The sequence below is a fragment of the Pseudomonas sp. T8 genome, from assembly GCF_024610635.1.
GTDB lineage: Bacteria > Pseudomonadota > Gammaproteobacteria > Pseudomonadales > Pseudomonadaceae > Aquipseudomonas > Aquipseudomonas chlororaphis_I.
In genome coordinates this window covers 2,450,329-2,470,488 of sequence record NZ_CP102374.1, presented here as the reverse complement: position 1 = coordinate 2,470,488, position 20,160 = coordinate 2,450,329, and the positions used below count along the sequence as shown (strand labels likewise).

General features: G+C 61.4%; 20 protein-coding genes. All 20 read left to right on the top strand.

The genetic code is table 11. The features are described 5' to 3' along the window. Nucleotides 1–7: 7 nt before the first annotated feature. The 20 genes from pseI (at nucleotide 8) to NRG23_RS10960 (ending at nucleotide 20,150) form a co-directional block, all read left to right on the top strand. Nucleotides 8–1,060, top strand: a complete 1,053-nt coding sequence (gene pseI, locus NRG23_RS11055) for a pseudaminic acid synthase (RefSeq protein ID WP_016702260.1) — start codon at nucleotides 8–10, stop codon at nucleotides 1,058–1,060. 224 nt (nucleotides 1,061–1,284) lie between these two features. Beyond that, entirely contained in the window at nucleotides 1,285–2,211 is a 927-nt protein-coding gene (locus NRG23_RS11050; RefSeq protein WP_009047691.1) for a ketoacyl-ACP synthase III, read from the top strand. A gap of 80 nt (nucleotides 2,212–2,291) precedes the next feature. Then, nucleotides 2,292–3,584 carry a motility associated factor glycosyltransferase family protein gene (locus NRG23_RS11045; RefSeq protein WP_257374616.1) on the top strand — a complete coding sequence of 431 codons (1,293 nt, stop codon included), beginning with the start codon at nucleotides 2,292–2,294 and terminating at the stop codon, nucleotides 3,582–3,584. After that, entirely contained in the window at nucleotides 3,581–3,850 is a 270-nt protein-coding gene (locus tag NRG23_RS11040; RefSeq protein WP_028681933.1) for a hypothetical protein, read from the top strand. The genes NRG23_RS11045 and NRG23_RS11040 overlap by 4 nt, the downstream gene beginning before the upstream one ends. Before the next feature lie 250 nt (nucleotides 3,851–4,100). Continuing rightward, complete coding sequence (locus tag NRG23_RS11035; protein WP_009047694.1) at nucleotides 4,101–4,952, top strand: flagellin domain-containing protein; 852 nt, start codon at nucleotides 4,101–4,103, stop codon at nucleotides 4,950–4,952. Between the two features lie 72 nt (nucleotides 4,953–5,024). Next, complete coding sequence (locus NRG23_RS11030) at nucleotides 5,025–5,390, top strand: flagellar protein FlaG (RefSeq protein WP_009047695.1); 366 nt, start codon at nucleotides 5,025–5,027, stop codon at nucleotides 5,388–5,390. An 82-nt stretch (nucleotides 5,391–5,472) separates the two neighbouring features. Next, complete coding sequence (gene fliD / locus NRG23_RS11025) at nucleotides 5,473–6,891, top strand: flagellar filament capping protein FliD (RefSeq protein WP_009047696.1); 1,419 nt, start codon at nucleotides 5,473–5,475, stop codon at nucleotides 6,889–6,891. 128 nt (nucleotides 6,892–7,019) lie between these two features. Then, complete coding sequence (gene fliS / locus NRG23_RS11020) at nucleotides 7,020–7,415, top strand: flagellar export chaperone FliS (RefSeq protein WP_016702257.1); 396 nt, start codon at nucleotides 7,020–7,022, stop codon at nucleotides 7,413–7,415. A gap of 10 nt (nucleotides 7,416–7,425) precedes the next feature. After that, the gene (fliT, locus tag NRG23_RS11015) at nucleotides 7,426–7,722 is read left to right on the top strand and encodes a flagellar protein FliT (RefSeq protein WP_009047698.1); all 297 of its coding nucleotides are present in this window, start codon (nucleotides 7,426–7,428) and stop codon (nucleotides 7,720–7,722) included. Nucleotides 7,723–7,895: 173 nt separating this feature from the next. After that, the gene (locus NRG23_RS11010; protein WP_007922638.1) at nucleotides 7,896–9,371 is read left to right on the top strand and encodes a sigma-54 dependent transcriptional regulator; all 1,476 of its coding nucleotides are present in this window, start codon (nucleotides 7,896–7,898) and stop codon (nucleotides 9,369–9,371) included. Between the two features lie 110 nt (nucleotides 9,372–9,481). Beyond that, nucleotides 9,482–10,693 carry a PAS domain-containing sensor histidine kinase gene (locus NRG23_RS11005; RefSeq protein ID WP_016702256.1) on the top strand — a complete coding sequence of 404 codons (1,212 nt, stop codon included), beginning with the start codon at nucleotides 9,482–9,484 and terminating at the stop codon, nucleotides 10,691–10,693. Nucleotides 10,694–10,698: 5 nt separating this feature from the next. Beyond that, nucleotides 10,699–12,108, top strand: coding sequence for a sigma-54-dependent response regulator transcription factor FleR (fleR, locus tag NRG23_RS11000; protein ID WP_110176684.1), 1,410 nt, complete (start codon nucleotides 10,699–10,701; stop codon nucleotides 12,106–12,108). A gap of 128 nt (nucleotides 12,109–12,236) precedes the next feature. Then, complete coding sequence (gene fliE, locus NRG23_RS10995) at nucleotides 12,237–12,563, top strand: flagellar hook-basal body complex protein FliE (protein ID WP_007922633.1); 327 nt, start codon at nucleotides 12,237–12,239, stop codon at nucleotides 12,561–12,563. Nucleotides 12,564–12,578: 15 nt separating this feature from the next. Next, complete coding sequence (gene fliF / locus NRG23_RS10990) at nucleotides 12,579–14,366, top strand: flagellar basal-body MS-ring/collar protein FliF (RefSeq protein ID WP_009047701.1); 1,788 nt, start codon at nucleotides 12,579–12,581, stop codon at nucleotides 14,364–14,366. Continuing rightward, on the top strand, nucleotides 14,359–15,378 hold the full coding sequence (fliG, locus tag NRG23_RS10985; RefSeq protein ID WP_007922630.1) for a flagellar motor switch protein FliG: 1,020 nt from the start codon (nucleotides 14,359–14,361) through the stop codon (nucleotides 15,376–15,378). The genes fliF and fliG overlap by 8 nt, the downstream gene beginning before the upstream one ends. A 9-nt stretch (nucleotides 15,379–15,387) precedes the next feature. Continuing rightward, the gene (gene fliH / locus NRG23_RS10980; protein ID WP_257374615.1) at nucleotides 15,388–16,209 is read left to right on the top strand and encodes a flagellar assembly protein FliH; all 822 of its coding nucleotides are present in this window, start codon (nucleotides 15,388–15,390) and stop codon (nucleotides 16,207–16,209) included. After that, nucleotides 16,199–17,557, top strand: coding sequence for a flagellar protein export ATPase FliI (gene fliI, locus NRG23_RS10975; RefSeq protein WP_016702253.1), 1,359 nt, complete (start codon nucleotides 16,199–16,201; stop codon nucleotides 17,555–17,557). The genes fliH and fliI overlap by 11 nt, the downstream gene beginning before the upstream one ends. Before the next feature lie 6 nt (nucleotides 17,558–17,563). After that, entirely contained in the window at nucleotides 17,564–18,013 is a 450-nt protein-coding gene (fliJ, locus tag NRG23_RS10970; protein ID WP_009047704.1) for a flagellar export protein FliJ, read from the top strand. Between the two features lie 119 nt (nucleotides 18,014–18,132). Beyond that, nucleotides 18,133–18,438 carry an STAS domain-containing protein gene (locus NRG23_RS10965; protein WP_009047705.1) on the top strand — a complete coding sequence of 102 codons (306 nt, stop codon included), beginning with the start codon at nucleotides 18,133–18,135 and terminating at the stop codon, nucleotides 18,436–18,438. 5 nt (nucleotides 18,439–18,443) lie between these two features. Next, nucleotides 18,444–20,150: a fused response regulator/phosphatase gene (locus NRG23_RS10960; protein ID WP_009047706.1), complete on the top strand. Its 1,707-nt coding sequence runs from the start codon at nucleotides 18,444–18,446 to the stop codon at nucleotides 20,148–20,150. The last annotated feature ends 10 nt before the right edge of the window (nucleotides 20,151–20,160 follow it).

Below are 20,160 nucleotides of genomic sequence, written 5' to 3'. Positions count from 1 at the left end.
AACCCCAATGACTAGTTTCAAGATCGGCTCGCGCTCGATTGGCGCCGGTTCGCCGCCGTTCATCATTGCCGAGATGAGCGGCAACCATAACCAGTCGCTGGACGTTGCCCTGCAGATCGTCGAGGCCGCGGCCAAGGCCGGCGCCCATGCCCTGAAGTTGCAGACCTATACCGCCGACACCATGACCCTGGACCTGGAGCATGGCGAATTCTTCATCAAGGATCCGGCCAGTCTCTGGGCCGGTTCCTCGCTGTATGCCCTGTATGAAAAGGCCCACACGCCGTGGCAGTGGCACGCGCCGATCTTCGCCCGCGCCAGGGAATTGGGAATGCTGGCGTTCTCAACACCGTTCGATGAGAGCGCGGTGGACTTCCTCGAAAGCCTCGACGTGCCGGCCTACAAGATCGCCAGTTTCGAAAACACCGACCTGCCGCTGATTCGTCGGGTCGCGGCCACCGGCAAGCCGCTGATCATTTCCACTGGCATGGCCAGCATCGCCGAGCTGGACGAAAGCGTGCGCGCCGCCCGGGAGGCGGGTTGCAAGGACCTGGTGCTGCTTAAGTGCACCAGCACCTACCCGGCTTCGCCGGAGAACAGCAACATCCTGACCATCCCGCATTTGCGCGAGCTGTTCGGCTGCGAGGTCGGTTTGTCCGATCACTCCATGGGCGTCGGGGTTTCGGTGGCCGCCGTAGCGCTGGGCGCCACGGTGGTGGAGAAACACTTCACCCTCGACCGCGCCGCCGGCGGGGTGGACGCGAGTTTTTCCCTGGAGCCGGCGGAGCTGCACAGCCTGGTGGTGGAAACCGAACGTGCCTGGCAGGCTCTGGGCCAGGTGCGTTACGGCGCGACCGAGGCCGAGCGGCAATCGGTGTTGTACCGCCGTTCCCTCTATGTCACCCGCGATATGGCGGCGGGGGAGGTGTTCAGCAGCGATAACGTCAGGGCCATTCGTCCGGGCCTGGGGCTGGCCCCCAAGCACATCGACGCAGTCCTCGGGCGTTGCGCGCGCCAGGCCCTCAAGCGCGGCACCGCACTGGATTGGGCATTTGTCGAATAGCCGTTTGTATGGCTGATTCGGCAAAATAGCGTGACCTGCGAGTCATAACGCGCATCTTCACTGTATTGTATTGACCGGGGAGATGGCGCCTGGCCGGTAAACGGTGCAGTGATAGCCTTCTATTCTTCCCGCTGTCGCCCGTCAGGGGCGCCAGGATGTCTGTTTGTCGGCAGCCCCGGTCCCGGTGGTCGGGGTATTCAGCTGTTTATTATTGGGAAGCCGTAATGATTGGCATAAAGAGCATTGCGAGCTACGTGCCTGTAGCCGGCGTAGACAATTACGCACAAGGTGCAAAATTCGAGAAGGATGAAGAGTTCATCCTGGGCAAGATCGGTTCGGCCTTCCTGCCGCGCAAAGACGCCACGCAGGAAACCTCGGACCTGTGTGTCGAAGCAGTCAATGCGCTGTTCGCCAACAACCCGCAACTGTCGCGCGAGTCGATCGACGCGCTGATCGTCGTCACCCAGAACGGCGACGAAGAAGGTCTGCCGCACACCGCCGCTATCGTCCAGGACAAGCTGGGCCTGCCGACTCACGTCGCGGCCTTCGATATTTCCCTGGGCTGCTCCGGTTATGTCTACGGCATCTACGCGCTCAAGGGCTTCATGGAAGCCGCGGGCCTGAAGAACGGCCTGCTGGTCACCGCCGACCCTTACTCGAAGATCGTCGATCCGGAAGACCGCAACACCACCATGCTGTTCGGCGATGCGGCGACCGCGACCTGGATGGGCGAAGACGCTCCCTGGCAGCTGGGCAAGGCCAAGTTCGGCACCGACGGTTCCGGCGCTCCGCACCTGAAAGTCACCGATGGCGTGTTTTTCATGAATGGCCGTCAGGTGTTCAACTTTGCCTTGCTGAAAGTCCCGGCGCACTTGAACGAGTTGCTGGATGAGTCGGGCCTGAAGGAGGAGCAGATCGATGCGTTCTGTATCCACCAGGGCAGTGCGGCGATCGTCGACGCCGTGGCGCGCCGTTTCGAAGGCGAGCCGGAAAAGTTCATCAAGGACATGGTCGAGACCGGTAACACCGTGTCGTCGAGCATTCCGCTGCTGCTGGAAAAGCACGTGCTCGAATCGAAGTGGCAACGTGTGGCCCTGAGTGGCTTCGGTGTGGGGCTGTCCTGGGGGTCGGCGATTATCTATCGCCCATGAGTTGATCCCGCGGCATCCAAAAATAGCGCCCAGGGTGTACCCTGAGCGCTATTTTTTTGCATGAAGATAGGCGAGACAGCATGAGCGAAAGCTTCGAGGGCAATGCCCAGGCAATACAGGCTCGCTGGCCACGACTGCTTGAACGGTTGCTGGCAGAAGACAGTGCCGGGTTGCAGGCGGATCTGGTCGAAGGCCTGGGTTCGACCTTGAGTATTTCCGGCATTCAGCTCACCAGCCGCCACGATCGCACGGCGGAAGCACGAACCCAGGCGGCGAGCCTGCCGGCCGACAGCCCGGTGATCCATCTGTACGGCACCGGCTTGGGCGACTTGCAGCAGATACTGCTGGAAAACCCGGCGCTGCAACGTTTGCAGGTGCACATCCTGAACGGCGCCGTATTTGCGCTGGTACTGCAATTGCTCGATCAGCAGGCCTGGTTGAACGATCCTCGAGTCGAACTGGGGTATGCCGGTGATCTGGCGGAAATCCAGTTGCCGTTCTTTGCCTTGCCCTCCGAGCTGGTGCTGGCAGATGACTACAACGCCAAGATCCGCGATCGTCTGGTTAGCGAGGTACACCTGGCCTTCAATAACCGTGATTTCGTGGCCGATTCCCCGGAGGTCACCCAGCGCCTGCAATCGAGTGCCGAACTGGTAGCCAGTGACAGTGACGTGGCCCAGTTGTTCGGCACCCAGCCGGGGCGCGAGGTCTTCGTGATTGCCACCGGGCCGAGCCTGGAACGGCATTTCGAGCGCCTGCGCGAGATTCGCGCCAAAGCCCGGCGCCCTCTGTTTATCTGTGTCGATACCGCCTACCGGCCGCTGCTCAAACAGGGGATCGAGCCGGACATTGTGGTCAGCATCGATCACCGGATTTCCGGCCTGCACCTGCCGCCAGAAAAATCGGCAGCCATCACCCTGGTTTATCTGCCGATGGTTGATCCGCAGATTCTGGCGCTCTGGCAGGGGCCGCGTTATGTCGGGTATTCCGCCAGCCCGATTTACACACGGATGCGCGAGCAGTTGCCTAAGGCGCAGCTGTATGTCGGTGGCAGCGTGATTCATCCGGCGCTGGACCTGGCGGTAAAAATGGGTGCCGAGCAGGTCACTTTGTTCGGTGCCGACTTTGCCTTCCCGATGAACAAGACCCATGCCGGCTGGCTCGACGGTGAGCTGGGGCCGCAGTTGGGCGCGGCCAGGCACTGGGTGCTGGATGGGCATGGCCAGCGGGTCAGGACCCAGCTCAATTTCCGCAGTTACCTGTGCGAGCTGGAGCGTTTTATCGCCGGTCATCCGCGGGTGCGCTTCTATAACAGCAGTCGGGACGGGGCGATGATCGCCGGGACGACCTACCATCCGGAGTTCAGCCAATGAGCGGAATCGAAGGGTTGATCGCCCGCTTGCAGCAATGCGCCCAGGGCTTTCGCCTGGGGCGTGATGTCGAGGCGGCCATGACCATGGTCCAGTTGATGGGGGCGATCCAGCCGGTGATCGATAGCGCGTCGCAAGAGCAGCGCCAGGACTGGGGGGCATTGCTTGGCCTGATGTTCGAATGCCAGCAAGAACAAAACTGGCTGGCCCTGGCCGACTACCTGCAATACGAATGTGTTGAAGTGCTGCGTTCCCTCTCGACGGACTGAAATATTTCCTGCCTGCCCGGGCGACCTCCTCGCTCGGGCCCTCTCCGGCATTTTTCTGGCGTCATTTTTCCACGGCTTAAGAACGCCGAGCCCTTGATTTACGAGGGGTGGCACGCTGATGGCAAAATTTTTTGAAAATCCCCTAAAGCAACTTGCATTGCCGACGATAACTATTACGAAGGTTCTCTAGGCCATACCCGGCGGTTGCCAGGGCCGGAAGCCGCAGTACCCAACCAACGAGGAATTCGTCATGGCTTTAACAGTAAACACTAACGTCACATCGTTGAACGTTCAGAAGAACCTGAACCGTGCTTCCGACGCTCTGTCGACTTCGATGACTCGCCTGTCTTCCGGCCTGAAAATCAACAGCGCAAAAGACGACGCCGCCGGCCTGCAAATCGCTACCCGTATGACTTCGCAGATCCGCGGTCAGACCATGGCGATCAAAAACGCCAACGACGGTATCTCCATCGCTCAGACCGCTGAAGGCGCGATGCAGGAATCCACCAACATCCTGCAACGTATGCGTGAACTGGCCGTTCAAGCACGAAACGACTCCAACGGTACTGCTGACCGTGTTGCACTGAACAAAGAATTCGCTTCGATGTCGGACGAGCTGACTCGTATCGCCAAGTCGACCAACCTGAACGGCAAGAACCTGATCGACGGTACTGCTGGCACCATGACCTTCCAGGTCGGTTCCAACACCGGTGCTACCAACCAGATCACCATCACTCTGGCCAGCGGCTTCGACGCTACCACCCTGGGTGTTAACTCCGGTGCTATCGCCATTACCGGTAACAACAGCACCACCGCCGAAGCCAGCTCCAAGGCTTCGATCGACGCGATCGACAAGGCTCTGGCAACCATCAACTCCAGCCGTGCTGACCTCGGTGCTGCACAAAACCGCCTGACCAGCACCATCTCCAACCTGCAGAACATCAACGAAAACGCCAGTGCTGCACTGGGTCGCGTACAAGATACCGACTTCGCTGCTGAAACTGCACAGCTGACCAAGCAACAAACTCTGCAACAAGCTTCCACCGCAGTTCTGGCACAGGCCAACCAACTGCCGTCCGCAGTACTGAAGCTGCTTCAGTAATAGCTGACTAAGCTTTGGCGGGGGAGTGCGCTGGTCGTGCTCTCTCGCTTTTTACTTTAAGAGGTGATGGACATGGATATGAGCATGAAGCTGAACTTGTCTTATCCTGCGGCCAAGCCGGCAACGCCTGTTGCTGACAAGCCTGTGGAGAAGCCTCGAGCGGACGTTGTGGCGCTGCCGACTGTCAAGGAAGAGAGTAAGAGTGCGCAAACCGAGCAGGACAAACTGAAAATGGCCATTAAGGAAATTGAAGAGTTTGTGCAATCGGTCAAACGTAACCTGGAATTTTCGATCGACGAGCCTTCTGGCAAGGTTGTCGTCAAGGTCATTGCCAGTGACTCCGGTGAGGTGATTCGTCAGATCCCCAACGAAGAAGTCCTGAAGTTGGCCAATAGTTTGAATGATGCGAGCAGCTTGTTGTTCAGCGCTAAAGTCTGACAGCTGGCATGAAAATTGTTGCTATGTTCTTTTGGACGTTGTAATGGTCAAAAGACCGGCGACACACTGAAGGGAGATCTCCATGGCAAGTCCAATTCTACCGGGTACCGGTCTAGGCTCCGGCCTCGATACCGGTGCTATCGTCAAAGCCTTGGTGAACGCTGACAAAGCGGCCAAGCAAGGTCAGATCGACCGGGGAACTGCGAACAACACCGCAAGCATCTCCGGCATCGGCACCTTGAAGTCCTTGTTGTCGACCTTTCGGACCACCATTACCGAACTCAGCAGCAAAACCAACCCGCAGTTTCCCGGCTATGCCGCCACTACTTCCGACAACAAGTATGTAACAGCGGTCGCTGGCAATACCGCGGTCAATGGCAACTATGTTGTCGCTGTGCAGAATCTTGCGACTTCCTCGAAAGTCACCAGTGCTGCCTTCGCTGGCGGTACTACAAGTGCTATTCCGACTGGTACCCTGAAAATCAGTCAAAATGGCACTAACTACAACCTCGATGTAAAAGCCGGCGCTACCCTGCAGTCGGTGCGTGACTCGATCAACGCCGACGCATCGCTCAAAAGCGCGGGTATCAGCGCGAACATCGTGACCGACTCCTTTGGATCGCGTCTGGTGGTGGGCTCGACCACTACCGGTGCGGGCTCCGATATTTCCCTTAGCGGTATTGCTGGCCTGGAAATCGACGGCAGTACTGTCGTTGGTGCTCCCGGTTCGCCGATGACTGCGACCTCTGCCGGTTCCATTGGTGCCCTGGCAGTGGATGCCAAGTTCACCGTCGACGGCATGGCGCTGACCAGCAAGAGCAACTCGGTGGACAAGGCGGTTTCCGGGATGACCTTCAACCTGGTCGCTCCAGGTACCTCGACCATTACCGTCGCGGCCAACACCGATGGCTTGAAGGCTTCGATCCAGAAGTTCGTCGATGCTTACAACGCAGTGGCCAACAGTGTTACCGCGCTGACCAAGCCGTCCCTGGATGACGACGGCAAGCCGACCATCCCGGCCCAGTTGACTGGCGACTCGTTGCCACGCTCGATCTTGGCGGCCATTCGTGCGCCGCTGTCGGAAGTCGGGTCCGGCGACAAGCTGACCGTTCTGGCGCAGTTGGGGATTACCACCAACCAGAAGACCGGTGCCCTGGACTTCGACTCCACCAAGTTCACTGCGGCGATGAACGACAAAAAGCTCGGTGGCGAGGTGCAGACCCTGTTCACTGGTGAAAACGGCCTGCTGGACCGCATGGACAAGGCCATCGCGCCTTTTGCCCAGACTGGCGGCGTTCTCGATCAGCGCACCACTGCGCTGAACAAGACCAAGACCAAGCTGGCTTCGGATCAGGCTGCCCTGGACCGCCGTATCGAGACCCTGACGGCAGTACTGACCAAGAAGTACAACGACATGGACACCCTGGTGGGCAAGTTGAAAGCCACCGCCAGCAACATCACCTCGATGTTCGAGGCGTTGACCGCGCAACAGAAAGGCTGATTGATACAAGGCGACAAAAGCCCGGCAACGTTCATGACGTCCCGGGCTTTTGGCTTTTGATCTAAAGTTTTTTGACGCCAGGTCGATACGCTGGTTATACGAACCCTTGAGTTTTGATGAGGTAGAACATGAATCCGATGTTAGCCCTTCGGCAATACCAGAAGATTGGTGCCCAGGCGCAGACTTCCGAAGCCAGCCCCCATCGTCTGGTGCAGATGCTGATGGAAGGCGGCCTGGATCGTATCGCCCAGGCCAAGGGGGCGATGGAGCGCAAGGATATTCCCAACAAAGGTATATTCATCAGCAAGGCCATCGGCATTATCGGCGGCTTGCGTGAAGGGCTCGATCTGGAAAAGTCACCTGACACCCTGGGTGATCTAGACAGCTTGTACACCTACATGATGACGCGCCTCACCGAGGCGAACATCAAGACCGATCCAAAGATTCTCGACGAGGTCGCCGATCTGCTGCGCACCGTCAAGGAAGGCTGGGACGCCATCGCTGCGCCGGGTCCGCAGTTCTAAGGAGATCACCATGAGTCTTGTATTGCAGCGCATCGAAGAAACCCGTGAAGCACTGGTCGCCGCCCTGGCCGAGCGTAACTGGGAAGCGATCGGTCAGTTGGATCTGGCCTGCCGTTCCTGCATGGAAGACATCTTGAGTGAAACTCCGGAAGATGAAGCCGCGTTGCGCGAGAATCTGCAGGAGCTGCTTGGGGTTTATCGGCAGCTTCTGGAAGTGACGACAGGGGAGCGTCAGGCGATAGTCGACGAGATGTCGCAGATCCATCAAGCACAGAACGCAGCAAAGGTTTACCATCTGTTCGGTTAATTAACCCCTAAGTTAATCCGAATCCAGTGCGCCATAAATTTGACTGTGCACGCTTTTTTGACTTAACTAGTGGCTGTTTTCAGATTTCAGACGTCTACCAGGCTCAAAATGCCTACAAGCGTCTAGCTTGCCCTGATTCCGGGCATTGAGTTGACTAGGGAAGTTGCTATTGCATGTGGCGTGAAACCAAAATTCTGCTGATTGATGACGATAGCGTCCGCCGCCGCGACCTGGCGGTGATTTTAAATTTTCTTGGCGAAGAAAATTTACCCTGCGGTAGCCATGACTGGCAGCAGGCTGTCGGCTCATTGTCATCAAGTCGTGAAGTAATCTGTGTCCTCATCGGGACTGTAAATGCTCCTGGTGCACTTTTGGGCCTGTTAAAGACACTCTCAACCTGGGATGAGTTCCTTCCAGTTTTGTTAATGGGCGATAATTCTTCCATTGACTTGCCGGAAGACCAGCGTCGTCGAGTGCTTTCCACCCTGGAAATGCCCCCCAGCTACAGCAAGTTGCTCGATTCCCTGCACCGTGCCCAGGTCTATCGTGAGATGTACGATCAGGCCCGCGAGCGCGGTCGCCATCGCGAGCCCAACCTCTTTCGCAGTCTGGTCGGCACCAGCCGGGCGATCCAGCATGTGCGGCAGATGATGCAGCAAGTGGCCGATACCGACGCCAGCGTGCTGATCCTCGGCGAGTCCGGGACCGGCAAGGAAGTGGTTGCGCGTAACCTGCACTATCACTCCAAGCGTCGCGAAGCGCCGTTCGTGCCCGTCAACTGTGGCGCGATTCCGGCCGAGTTGCTTGAGAGCGAACTGTTTGGCCATGAGAAGGGCGCCTTCACCGGAGCTATCACCAGCCGTGCCGGGCGTTTCGAGCTGGCCAACGGCGGCACCCTGTTCCTCGACGAAATCGGTGACATGCCGCTGCCGATGCAGGTCAAGCTGTTGCGCGTGTTGCAGGAGCGTACCTTCGAGCGCGTGGGTAGCAACAAGACCCAGAGCGTCGACGTGCGGATCATCGCGGCGACTCACAAGAATCTCGAGAGCATGATCGAGGTCGGCAGTTTCCGCGAAGATCTGTACTACCGCCTGAACGTGTTCCCGATCGAGATGGCGCCGCTGCGTGAGCGCGTGGAGGACATTCCGCTGCTGATGAACGAGCTGATCTCGCGCATGGAGCACGAGAAGCGTGGTTCGATTCGCTTCAACTCCGCGGCGATCATGTCGCTCTGTCGCCACGGCTGGCCGGGCAACGTCCGCGAGCTGGCCAACCTGGTGGAGCGCATGGCGATCATGCACCCCTACGGCGTTATCGGCGTGGTCGAGTTGCCGAAGAAGTTCCGCTATGTCGACGACGAAGACGAGCAACTGGTGGACAGCCTGCGCAGCGACCTGGAAGAGCGGGTGGCGATCAATGGCCACACGCCGGACTTCGCCGCCACCGCCATGCTGCCGCCGGAAGGCCTGGACCTGAAGGACTACCTCGGTGGTCTGGAGCAGGGCCTGATCCAGCAGGCGCTCGACGATGCCAACGGCATTGTCGCGCGGGCCGCGGAGCGCCTGCGTATCCGCCGCACCACGCTGGTGGAAAAAATGCGCAAGTACGGCATGAGCCGTCGCGAGGGTGATGAACAGGCGGATGATTGACGCCTGTTTTTTAACCTGTTGAAAACCGGGCGGTTTTTTTTCGGCACGGGTATTGCTAAGTCTCTCTCAACGTTCCGTTTAACTGACGGTCAGCCACGCGAGAGAGCACGATGCCCCAAGCCGCCCAGATGTCTCCTGTTCCTGAAACCCAGGGGCAATCGTCGTCCGTAGAGCAGGCAAGCCGGCTTGGCCTTGAGCAGGCGTTCGCCTTGTTCAACCAGATGTCGAGCCAGCTTACCGACTCCTACAGCATGCTTGAGGCTAGGGTGACCGAGCTCAAGGGCGAGCTGGCCGTGGTCAGCGCCCAGCGCATGCAGGAGCTGGCGGAAAAAGAGCGTCTGGCCAACCGTCTGCAAAACCTCCTCGATCTGCTGCCTGGCGGCGTCATCGTCATCGATGCCCAGGGCATTGTCCGTGAAGCCAATCCTGCTGCCTGCGACCTGCTGGGCCTGCCTCTCGAGGGCGAGCTATGGCGGCATGTGATCGCCCGCTGCTTCGCGCCACGAGAAGACGACGGCCATGAAATTTCCCTGAAGGACGGGCGGCGATTGTCGATCGCCACTCGTTCTCTGGATGCTGAGCCAGGCCAGCTGGTGCTGCTCAATGACCTGACTGAAACCCGTCACCTGCAAGATCAGCTGGCCCGTCATGAGCGCCTGTCGTCCCTTGGGCGCATGGTGGCGTCCCTGGCGCATCAGATTCGTACGCCATTGTCCGCCGCGCTGTTGTACGCCAGTCACTTGACCGAGCAAGAACTGCCCGTCGCCACCCAGCAGCGCTTTGCCGGGCGGCTGAAGGAGCGGTTGCATGAGCTGGAGCATCAGGTCCGCGACATGCTGGTGTTCGCCCGGGGCGAACTGCCGCTGACCGATCGCGTGACGCCCAAGGCGCTGCTGCAATCGCTGCAGGCAGCGGCCCTGACCCATGTGCAGGACGTGCCCGTGCGCTGGCAGTGCGACAGCCATGCCGGCGAGTTGCTGTGCAACCGCGACACGCTGGTGGGGGCGGTGCTCAACCTGATCGAGAACGCGATCCAGGCGAGTGCCGGCCAGGTGCGCCTGAAAGTCCATCTTTATACCCGTGGCAGCAGCCTACGGCTGTGCGTCAGCGATAGCGGCAGTGGTATCGACGCTGCTGTGCTGGAGCGCCTGGGTGAACCGTTTTTCACCACCAAGACCACGGGAACCGGCCTGGGCCTGACAGTCGTCAAGGCGGTGGCGCGTGCCCATCAGGGAGAATTGCTGCTGCGCTCGCGTCCTGGGCGCGGCACATGTGCGCTGGTGGTTCTGCCACTGTTCTGCGGCGCTCAAGGAGTGGAGTGAAGGTAATGGCAATCAAGGTTCTACTGGTTGAAGACGATCGCGCCTTGCGCGAGGCCCTGGCGGATACGCTGCTGTTGGCCGGTCATGACTACAAGGCGGTCGGCAGCGCGGAAGAAGCGCTGGAGGCGGCGTCTGGCGAGTCGTTCAGCCTGGTGGTCAGCGACGTCAACATGCCGGGCATGGATGGCCATCAGTTGCTGGGCCTGCTGCGTGCGCGCCAACCGCAATTGCCAGTCTTGCTGATGACCGCCCATGGCGCGGTCGAGCGGGCGGTTGAGGCTATGCGTCAAGGCGCCGCCGACTATCTGGTCAAGCCCTTCGAGCCCAGGGCCCTGCTGGATCTGGTGGCGCGACATGCCCTGGGTTGCCTGGGGGCGGCCGAGGGTGAAGGGCCGGTGGCATTCGAGCCGGCCAGTGCGCAGTTGCTCGAGCTGGCAGCGCGGGTCGCTCGCAGTGATTCCACGGTACTGATCTCGGGCGAGTCCGGCACCGGCAAAGAGGTGCTGGCGCGCTACATCCACCAGCAGTCCCATCGCTCCAGCCAGCCCTTTATCGCCATCAACTGCGCAGCGATTCCGGACAACATGCTCGAGGCCACACTGTTCGGTCACGAGAAGGGTGCCTTTACCGGCGCCATCGCCGCTCAGCCTGGCAAGTTCGAACAGGCCGATGGCGGCACCCTGCTGCTGGACGAGATCTCCGAAATGCCCCTGGCTTTGCAGGCCAAGCTGCTGCGGGTGCTGCAGGAGCGCGAAGTCGAGCGGGTCGGGGCGCGCAAGCCCATTGCCCTGGATATCCGGGTGGTGGCGACCACCAACCGCGACCTGGCCGGCGAAGTGGCGGCGGGGCGGTTCCGGGAGGATCTTTACTATCGGCTGTCGGTATTCCCGCTGGCCTGGCGTCCGCTGCGCGAGCGCACCGCCGATATCCTGCCGCTGGCCGAGCGTCTGTTGGCCAAGCACGTCAATAAAATGAAACACGCGGCCGCCCGATTATCCGCCGAAGCGCAGGCATGCCTGCTCGGTTATCCGTGGCCGGGCAATGTGCGTGAACTGGATAACGCCATCCAGCGTGCGCTGATTTTGCAGCAGGGCGGCCTGATCCAGCCGGAAGATTTCTGCCTCGGCGGACCGCTGGCCTGTGCGCCCTTGCCGGCCGTGGCCCCAGCCGTGGTAGCGGCGGCGCGCAGTGCGCCGGTGGAGGCCGAAGTGCCGCCCGCCGAGTCGGCGGGGGCCTTGGGCGACGATCTGCGGCGTCGGGAATTCCAGATGATCATCGACACCTTGCGGGCCGAGCGCGGCCGGCGCAAGGAGGCGGCCGAGCGCCTGGGTATCAGCCCGCGTACCTTGCGCTACAAGTTGGCGCAAATGCGCGATGCCGGAATGGATGTCGAGGCGTATCTGTTTGCGACATGAGTCGTTTAAGACTGAAGCCGCGCAGGCTTTTGTTCGGTGTCTCCGCGGAGCTGGCACCCTTGTTGCTAACACCTCACTAACCGCTGCGTGAGTGTCAAAAAATTGCGGGTCGTCGGAGAGAGTAGACCATGAGCCAAGGTATTGAATTTAATCGGTTGATGTTGGACATGCGGGCCATGCAAATGGACGCCATGGCCCAGCCAAAATCGGCCGCGGTGCCGCAGGTGAGCGGCAGCAGTTTTTCCGACATGCTTGGGCAGGCGGTGAACAAGGTCAACGACACTCAGCAGGCATCCAGCCAGCTGGCCAGTGCCTTCGAGATCGGCAAGAGCGGTGTCGACCTGACCGACGTGATGATCTCCTCGCAGAAGGCCAGTGTGTCCTTCCAGGCGTTGACCCAGGTGCGCAACAAGCTGGTTCAGGCGTACCAAGACATCATGCAGATGCCGGTTTAAGGACGAGATTGAGTCATGGCAGAAGCAGTCGCCGATAACGTACCGGCCAAGGCCACTCCGACAGAAGGCAAGCCGCCGCTGTTCGGATTGTCTTTTCTGGAAAACCTCTCCGAGATGACCATGTTGCGTCAGGTTGGCCTCATGGTCGGTCTGGCTGCCAGCGTGGCGATTGGTTTTGCCGTGGTGTTGTGGTCCCAGCAACCCGATTACCGTCCGTTGTACGGCAGCCTTGCCGGCATGGACGCCAAGCAGGTCATGGACACCCTGGCCTCCGCCGACATTCCTTACACCGTCGAGCCCAATTCCGGCGCCTTGCTGGTCAAGGCCGACGACCTGCCGCGCGCACGCCTCAAGCTGGCGGCCGCCGGCGTGGCCCCAGGCGACGGCAATATTGGTTTCGAGATTCTCGATAAAGAGCAGGGCCTGGGCACCAGCCAGTTCATGGAAGCGACCCGTTACCGTCGCGGCCTGGAAGGCGAGCTGGCGCGGACCATTTCCAGCCTGAACAACGTCAAGGGCGCGCGCGTGCACCTGGCGATCCCGAAAAGCTCGGTGTTCGTGCGCGACGAGCGCAAGCCCAGCGCTTCGGTACTGGTCGAGCTGTATTCCGGTCGTTCGCTGGAGCCGGGCCAGGTGGTGGCCATCGTCAATCTGGTGGCGACCAGCGTTCCCGAACTGAGCAAGTCGCAGATCACCGTGGTCGACCAGAAGGGCAACCTGCTCTCCGACCAGGCGGAAAACTCCGAACTGACCATGGCCGGCAAACAATTCGACTACAGCCGCCGCATGGAAAGCATGCTGACCCAGCGGGTGCACAACATCCTGCAACCGATTCTGGGCAACGACCGCTACAAGGCTGAAGTGTCCGCCGATGTGGACTTCAGCGCCGTCGAGTCGACTTCCGAACAATTCAACCCGGACCAGCCGGCCTTGCGCAGCGAGCAGTCGGTCAACGAACAACGCTCCAGCAGCCTGGGCCCGCAAGGCGTTCCTGGCGCCCTGAGCAACCAGCCGCCGTCGCCGGCCAGCGCGCCTCAGACTACCGGTGGCTCTACCGCTGCCGCTGGCATGGTGCAGCCAGGCCAGCCGCTGCTGGACGCCAACGGCCAGCAGATCATGGACCCGGCCACCGGCCAGCCGATGCTGGCGCCGTACCCCAACGACAAGCGTCAACAATCCACCAAGAACTTCGAGCTGGATCGCTCCATCAGCCACACCAAGCAACAGCAGGGTCGTCTGAACCGGCTGTCGGTGGCGGTGGTGGTGGACGATCAGGTCAAGGTCAATGCGGCCAACGGCGAAACCACCCGCGCACCCTGGAGCGCCGACGAATTGGCGCGCTTTACCCGCCTGGTGCAGGACGCCGTGGGTTTCGACGCCAGCCGTGGCGACAGCGTCAGTGTGATCAACGTGCCGTTCTCGGCCGATCGCGGTGAAGTGATCGCCGACATTCCGTTCTACTCGCAGCCCTGGTTCTGGGACATCGTGAAGCAGGTCCTGGGCGTGCTGTTTATCCTGGTCCTGGTGTTCGGCGTGCTGCGCCCGGTGCTCAACAACATCACCGGTGGCGGCAAGGGCAAGCAATTGGCGGGTCTCGGCAGCGATGTCGAACTCGGCGGCATGGGTGGCCTGGATGGCGAGCTGGCCAACGATCGCGTCAGCCTCGGCGGCCCGCAAAGCATCCTGCTGCCTAGCCCGAGCGAAGGCTATGACGCACAGTTGAACGCAATCAAGAGTCTGGTGGCAGAAGATCCGGGTCGCGTGGCCCAGGTCGTGAAAGAGTGGATTAACGCAGATGAGTGATAACCGAGCCGCTACCGCCAAACTGACCCGGGTCGACAAGGCCGCGATTCTGCTGCTGTCCCTGGGCTCCACCGATGCCGCGCAGGTGCTGCGCCACATGGGCCCCAAAGAGGTCCAGCGAGTGGGCGTGGCCATGGCGCAGATGGGCAACGTGCATCGCGAGCAGGTCGAGCAGGTGATGAGCGAGTTCGTCGACATCGTCGGCGACCAGACCAGCCTGGGCGTGGGCTCCGACGACTATGTGCGCAAGATGCTCACCCAGGCCCTGGGCGAGGACAAGGCCAACGGCCTGATCGACCGCATCCTGCTGGGCGGCAACACCAGTGGCCTGGACAGCCTGAAGTGGATGGAGCCGCGCGCCGTGGCGGACGTGATCCGTTACGAGCACCCACAGATCCAGGCGATCGTGGTCGCCTACCTCGATCCGGACCAGGCGGGCGAAGTGCTCGGCAACTTCGACCACAAGGCGCGCCTGGACATCATTCTGCGGGTTTCCTCGCTCAATACCGTACAGCCGGCCGCCCTGAAAGAACTCAACCAGATTCTCGAGAAGCAGTTCGCCGGCAACTCCAACGCCTCGCGTACCACCCTGGGCGGTATCAAGCGTGCTGCCGACATCATGAACTTCCTCGACAGCTCGATCGAAGGCCAGTTGATGGACTCGATCCGCGAAGTCGACGAAGACCTGTCCGGTCAGATCGAAGACCTCATGTTCGTGTTCAACAACCTTGCCGATGTCGATGACCGCGGCATCCAGGCGTTGCTGCGCGAAGTGTCTTCCGACGTGCTGGTCCTTGCCCTCAAGGGGTCGGACGAAGGCGTCAAGGAAAAGATCTTCAAGAACATGTCCAAGCGGGCTGCCGAACTGCTGCGCGACGACCTCGAGGCCAAGGGCCCGGTGCGCGTCAGCGATGTGGAAACCGCGCAGAAGGAAATCCTCACCATTGCCCGCCGTATGGCCGAAGCCGGAGAAATCGTTCTCGGCGGGAAGGGCGGCGAAGAAATGATCTAAGGTCGCTTTATGTCGTCCAGCAGTGATGAATCCCACAGCGACCTGATTCGCGCCCGGGACGTCGGTGGTTTCGACGTCTGGGCGCTGCCCAGTTTCGATCCCCATGTCCCCGAGCCCGAGCCGGAACCGGTTGAAGAGCCGCCAGCGGAGATCGAGGAAGTGCCGCTGGAAGAAGTCCAGCCACTGACCCTCGAAGAGCTCGAGAGCATTCGCCAGGAAGCCTATAACGAAGGCTTCGCCACGGGCGAAAAGGAAGGCTTCCACAGCACCACGCTGAAGGTCCGCCAGGAAGCCGAAGTGGCCCTGAGCACCAAGCTGGCAGCGCTGGAAACGCTGATGGGCAATTTGTTCGAGCCGATCGCCGAACAGGACACACAGATCGAAAAAGCCCTGGTCAACCTGGTGCAGCACATGACGCGCCAGGTGATCCAGCGCGAGCTGGCCATCGACTCCAGCCAGATCGAGCATGTCATGCGCGAAGCCCTCAAGCTGCTGCCGCTGGGCGTGGGCAATGTGCGCCTGTATATCAATCCGCAGGACTTCGCCCAGGTCAAAAGCCTGCGCGAGCGCCATGAGGAAAGCTGGCGCATCGTCGAGGACGAAGCCCTGTTGCCGGGCGGTTGCCGGGTCGAGACCGAGCACAGCCGTATCGACGCGACCATGGAAACGCGGATCGCCAAGATCATGGACAAGCTGTCCGACCAGCTTCACGAACAGGCTTTGCATCCCGCCGAACCGGACCTGAGCGTCGAGCTGGGGGCCGCCACGGGCAAGCCCGCCGCGGATGTCGACCCTGTCGACCTCGCGCAGGACCCCACCGATGCGCCTTGACCGCACCAGCTTCGGCAAGCGCCTGAGCAGCTACGCCGACGCCACCGAACTGCCGAACCAGCCCATTCTCGAAGGTCGCCTGCTGCGCATGGTCGGCCTGACCCTGGAGGCCGAAGGCCTGCGGGCGGCCATGGGCACGCGCTGCCTGGTGATCAACGACGACAGCTATCACCCGGTGCAGGTCGAGGCTGAGGTGATGGGTTTCTCCGGCAGCAAGGTATTCCTGATGCCGGTCGGCAGTGTCACTGGCATCGCGCCGGGCGCTCGGGTCGTGCCGCTGGCCCATACCGGCCGCCTGCCGATGGGCATGAGCATGCTCGGCCGGGTTCTCGACGGCGCCGGCCGTGCGTTGGACGGCAAGGGTGGAATGAAGGCCGAGGACTGGGTGCCGATGGACGGTCCGACCATCAACCCGCTCAAGCGCGACCCCATCAGCCGGCCGCTGGACGTGGGCATTCGCTGCATCAACGGATTATTGACGGTGGGTCGCGGTCAGCGTCTTGGCCTGTTCGCCGGTACCGGCGTGGGCAAGAGTGTGCTGCTGGGCATGATGACCCGCTTCACCGAGGCCGACATCATCGTGGTCGGGCTGATCGGTGAGCGGGGCCGTGAAGTTAAAGAATTCATCGAGCACATCCTCGGTGAGGAGGGGCTCAAGCGCTCCGTGGTGGTGGCGTCGCCGGCGGACGATGCGCCGCTGATGCGTCTGCGTGCGGCCATGTACTGCACGCGTATCGCCGAATATTTTCGCGACAAGGGCAAGAACGTCCTGTTGCTGATGGATTCCCTGACCCGTTTCGCCCAGGCCCAGCGGGAAATCGCCCTGGCCATCGGCGAGCCGCCCGCGACCAAGGGTTATCCGCCGTCGGTATTCGCCAAGCTGCCGAAACTGGTGGAGCGCGCGGGCAACGCCGAGGCCGGTGGCGGCTCGATCACCGCGTTCTACACCGTGCTGTCCGAAGGCGACGACCAGCAGGACCCGATCGCCGACTCGGCCCGTGGCGTGCTCGACGGGCACATCGTGCTGTCACGGCGCCTGGCGGAAGAGGGGCATTACCCGGCCATCGATATCGAGGCGTCCATCAGCCGGGTCATGCCGGCGGTGGTGACCCCGGAGCACATGACCCGCGCCCAGTATTTCAAGCAGCTGTGGTCGCGTTACCAGCAGGCGCGCGACCTGATCAGCGTCGGCGCCTATGTACCGGGCGGCGATCGCGAAACCGACACCGCCATCTCGCTGCAGCCGTCGATGGTCACCTACCTGCGCCAGGGGCTCAACGACAGCATCAGCCTGGGTGAAAGCGAAGCCCATCTGGAGATGGTTTTCGCTCCGGCGCCGGGCGGCTGATCCACCATGGCCAACAGCCGTGCCGCGCGTCTGGCGCCCGTGGTCGAAATGGCCGAAAGCGCCGAGCGCACCGCCGCCCAGCGCCTGGGGCATTTCCAGGGTCAGGTGCGCCTGGCGGAAAGCAAGCTGGGGGACCTGGAGCGCTTTCGTGCCGAATACCAGCAGCAGTGGATCGAGCGGGGCAGCGGCGGGGTTTCCGGCCAATGGCTGATGAACTACCAGCACTTCCTCAATCAGCTGGAAACCGCCGTGGGGCAGCAGCGGCAAAGCCTGGCCTGGCACCAGAACAACCTCAATCGCGCCCGGGAAACCTGGCAGCAGGCCTATGCCCGGGTCGAAGGCTTGCGCAAGCTGGTGCAGCGCTACATCGATGAAGCCCGCCAACTGGAAGACAAGCGCGAGCAGAAGCTGCTCGACGAGCTGTCCCAGCGCCTGCCGCGCCAGGATCCGTACTGAGCGCCATTCCGTTCGTCGCCGCCAGGCGCTCGTCAGCGACGCTTCGGCGGTTCGGGTTGCCCATGCTTGTACGGGGTGCTAAACCTTGTACAGATTGCCAATCACAAGGAAGCGGTATCATGTCAGTCGTTACTGAAGTATCACCGGACGGGCAAAAACTGACGATTTCGATCAAGGGACGTTTCGATTTTGGCCGACATCAAGAGTTTCGCGAGTCCTACGAGCGCCTCAACAAAAAGCCCGAATCCATAGTGGTGGACCTGAAAGACGCCACCTACCTCGACAGTTCTGCCCTGGGCATGCTGCTGTTGCTGCGCGATCACGCCGGCGGCGACGATTCCGACGTGCGAGTGATCAACAGCAACTCGGACGTGCGCAAGATTCTCGCCATTTCCAATTTCGACAAACTGTTCGACATCAGTTGATCGACATGCAGTCGATCGAGGCACCCCTGTGCGTGCTGATCGCCGAAGACGGCACGAGCGACCGCATGTTGCTGTCGAGCATCGTCCGGCGCCAGGGGCACGAGGTGCTGACGGCGAGTAACGGCGCCGAGGCGGTGGAACTATTCGTCCAGCAGCGCCCGCACCTGGTGCTGATGGACGCGATGATGCCGGTGATGGACGGTTTCGAGGCGGCCCGGCAGATCAAGCGCCTGGCTGGCGAAGCGCTGGTGCCGATCATTTTCCTGACCTCGCTCACCCAGAGCGAGGCGCTGGCGCGCTGCCTCGAAGCCGGCGGTGACGATTTTCTGGCAAAACCCTACAGTCCGGTGATCCTGGCGGCCAAGATCAAGGCCATGGATCGCTTGCGGCGCCTGCAGGAAACCGTGCTGCAGCAGCGCGACCAGATCACCCAGCACCATGACTACCTGCTCAACGAACAGCGGGTGGCCAAGGCGGTGTTCGACAAGGTGGCGCATTCCGGATGTCTGAGCGCGCCGAATATCCGCTACCTGCAATCGCCGTACGCGCTGTTCAACGGTGACTTGCTGCTGGCTGCCTTTACCCCGACGGGCGACATGCATGTGCTGTTGGGGGATTTCACTGGCCACGGCTTGCCGGCGGCCGTGGGCGCGATGCCCCTGGCCGAGGTGTTTTACGGCATGACGGCCAAGGGTTACGGGCTGCCGGAAACCCTGCGCGAGATGAATGCCAAGCTCAAGCGCATCCTGCCGGTGGGCATGTTCTGTTGTGCGACGCTGCTGTGCCTGAGTTTCCAGCGGCGGGCAGTGGAGGTGTGGAACGGCGGCATGCCGGATGGCTACCTGCATCGCCTGGCAAGCGGGGTGCGGGTGCCGCTGGTGGCCCACCATCTGCCGCTGGGGGTGCTGGGCGCCGAGGCATTCGACGACCGCACCGAAGTCTTTCCCATGGCCCTGGGCGACCGGGTGTTCCTGTTGTCCGATGGGGTGATCGACACCTGCGACGCCAACGAGCAATTGTTTGGTGTCGAGCGCCTGCAGCAGGTGTTTGCCGCCAACCGCGAGCCGGACCTGCTGTTCGAGGAGATCCAGCGGGCCCTGAGCGAGTTTGGTGGCGATGCGCGGGACGATGTGAGCATGGTCGAGGTCAGCCTGCTCGAGGCCCGGCAACTGACGCCGCCGGCGCTGGTGTATTCCGACAGCGGTCAGTCCTGCCCGCTGGACTGGTCGGTGAGTTTCGAGTATCGCGCCGCCACCCTCAAGCGCTTCAATCCTCTGCCTTACCTGCTGCAACTGTTGCTGGAGGTGCATGGCCTGCGGGCGCAGAGCGGGGCGCTCTACAGTGTGCTGGCCGAGTTGTATTCCAACGCCCTGGAGCATGGCGTATTGCGCCTGGACTCCAGCCTCAAGCGCGATGCCCAGGGCTTTTCCCGCTATTACCAGGAGCGCGCGGTACGCCTGGAAGCGTTGCAGGAGGGGTTTGTGCGGGTGCACCTGCAGGTGGAGCCTCAAGGTGCTGGCGGTCGTTTGCTGATCCGGGTCGAGGACAGTGGCAGTGGTTTCGATGTCGGCCGGGTGATGGCGCGGCCCGTCGATGGCGACCGCCTGTCCGGGCGTGGCGTCAGCCTGATCCGTCAGCTCAGCCGGCGTGCCAGCTGGTCTGACGATGGTCGTAGTGCCTGCGTGGAGTTTTCCTGGGAGCCTCTGGCATAATTCGCCGATT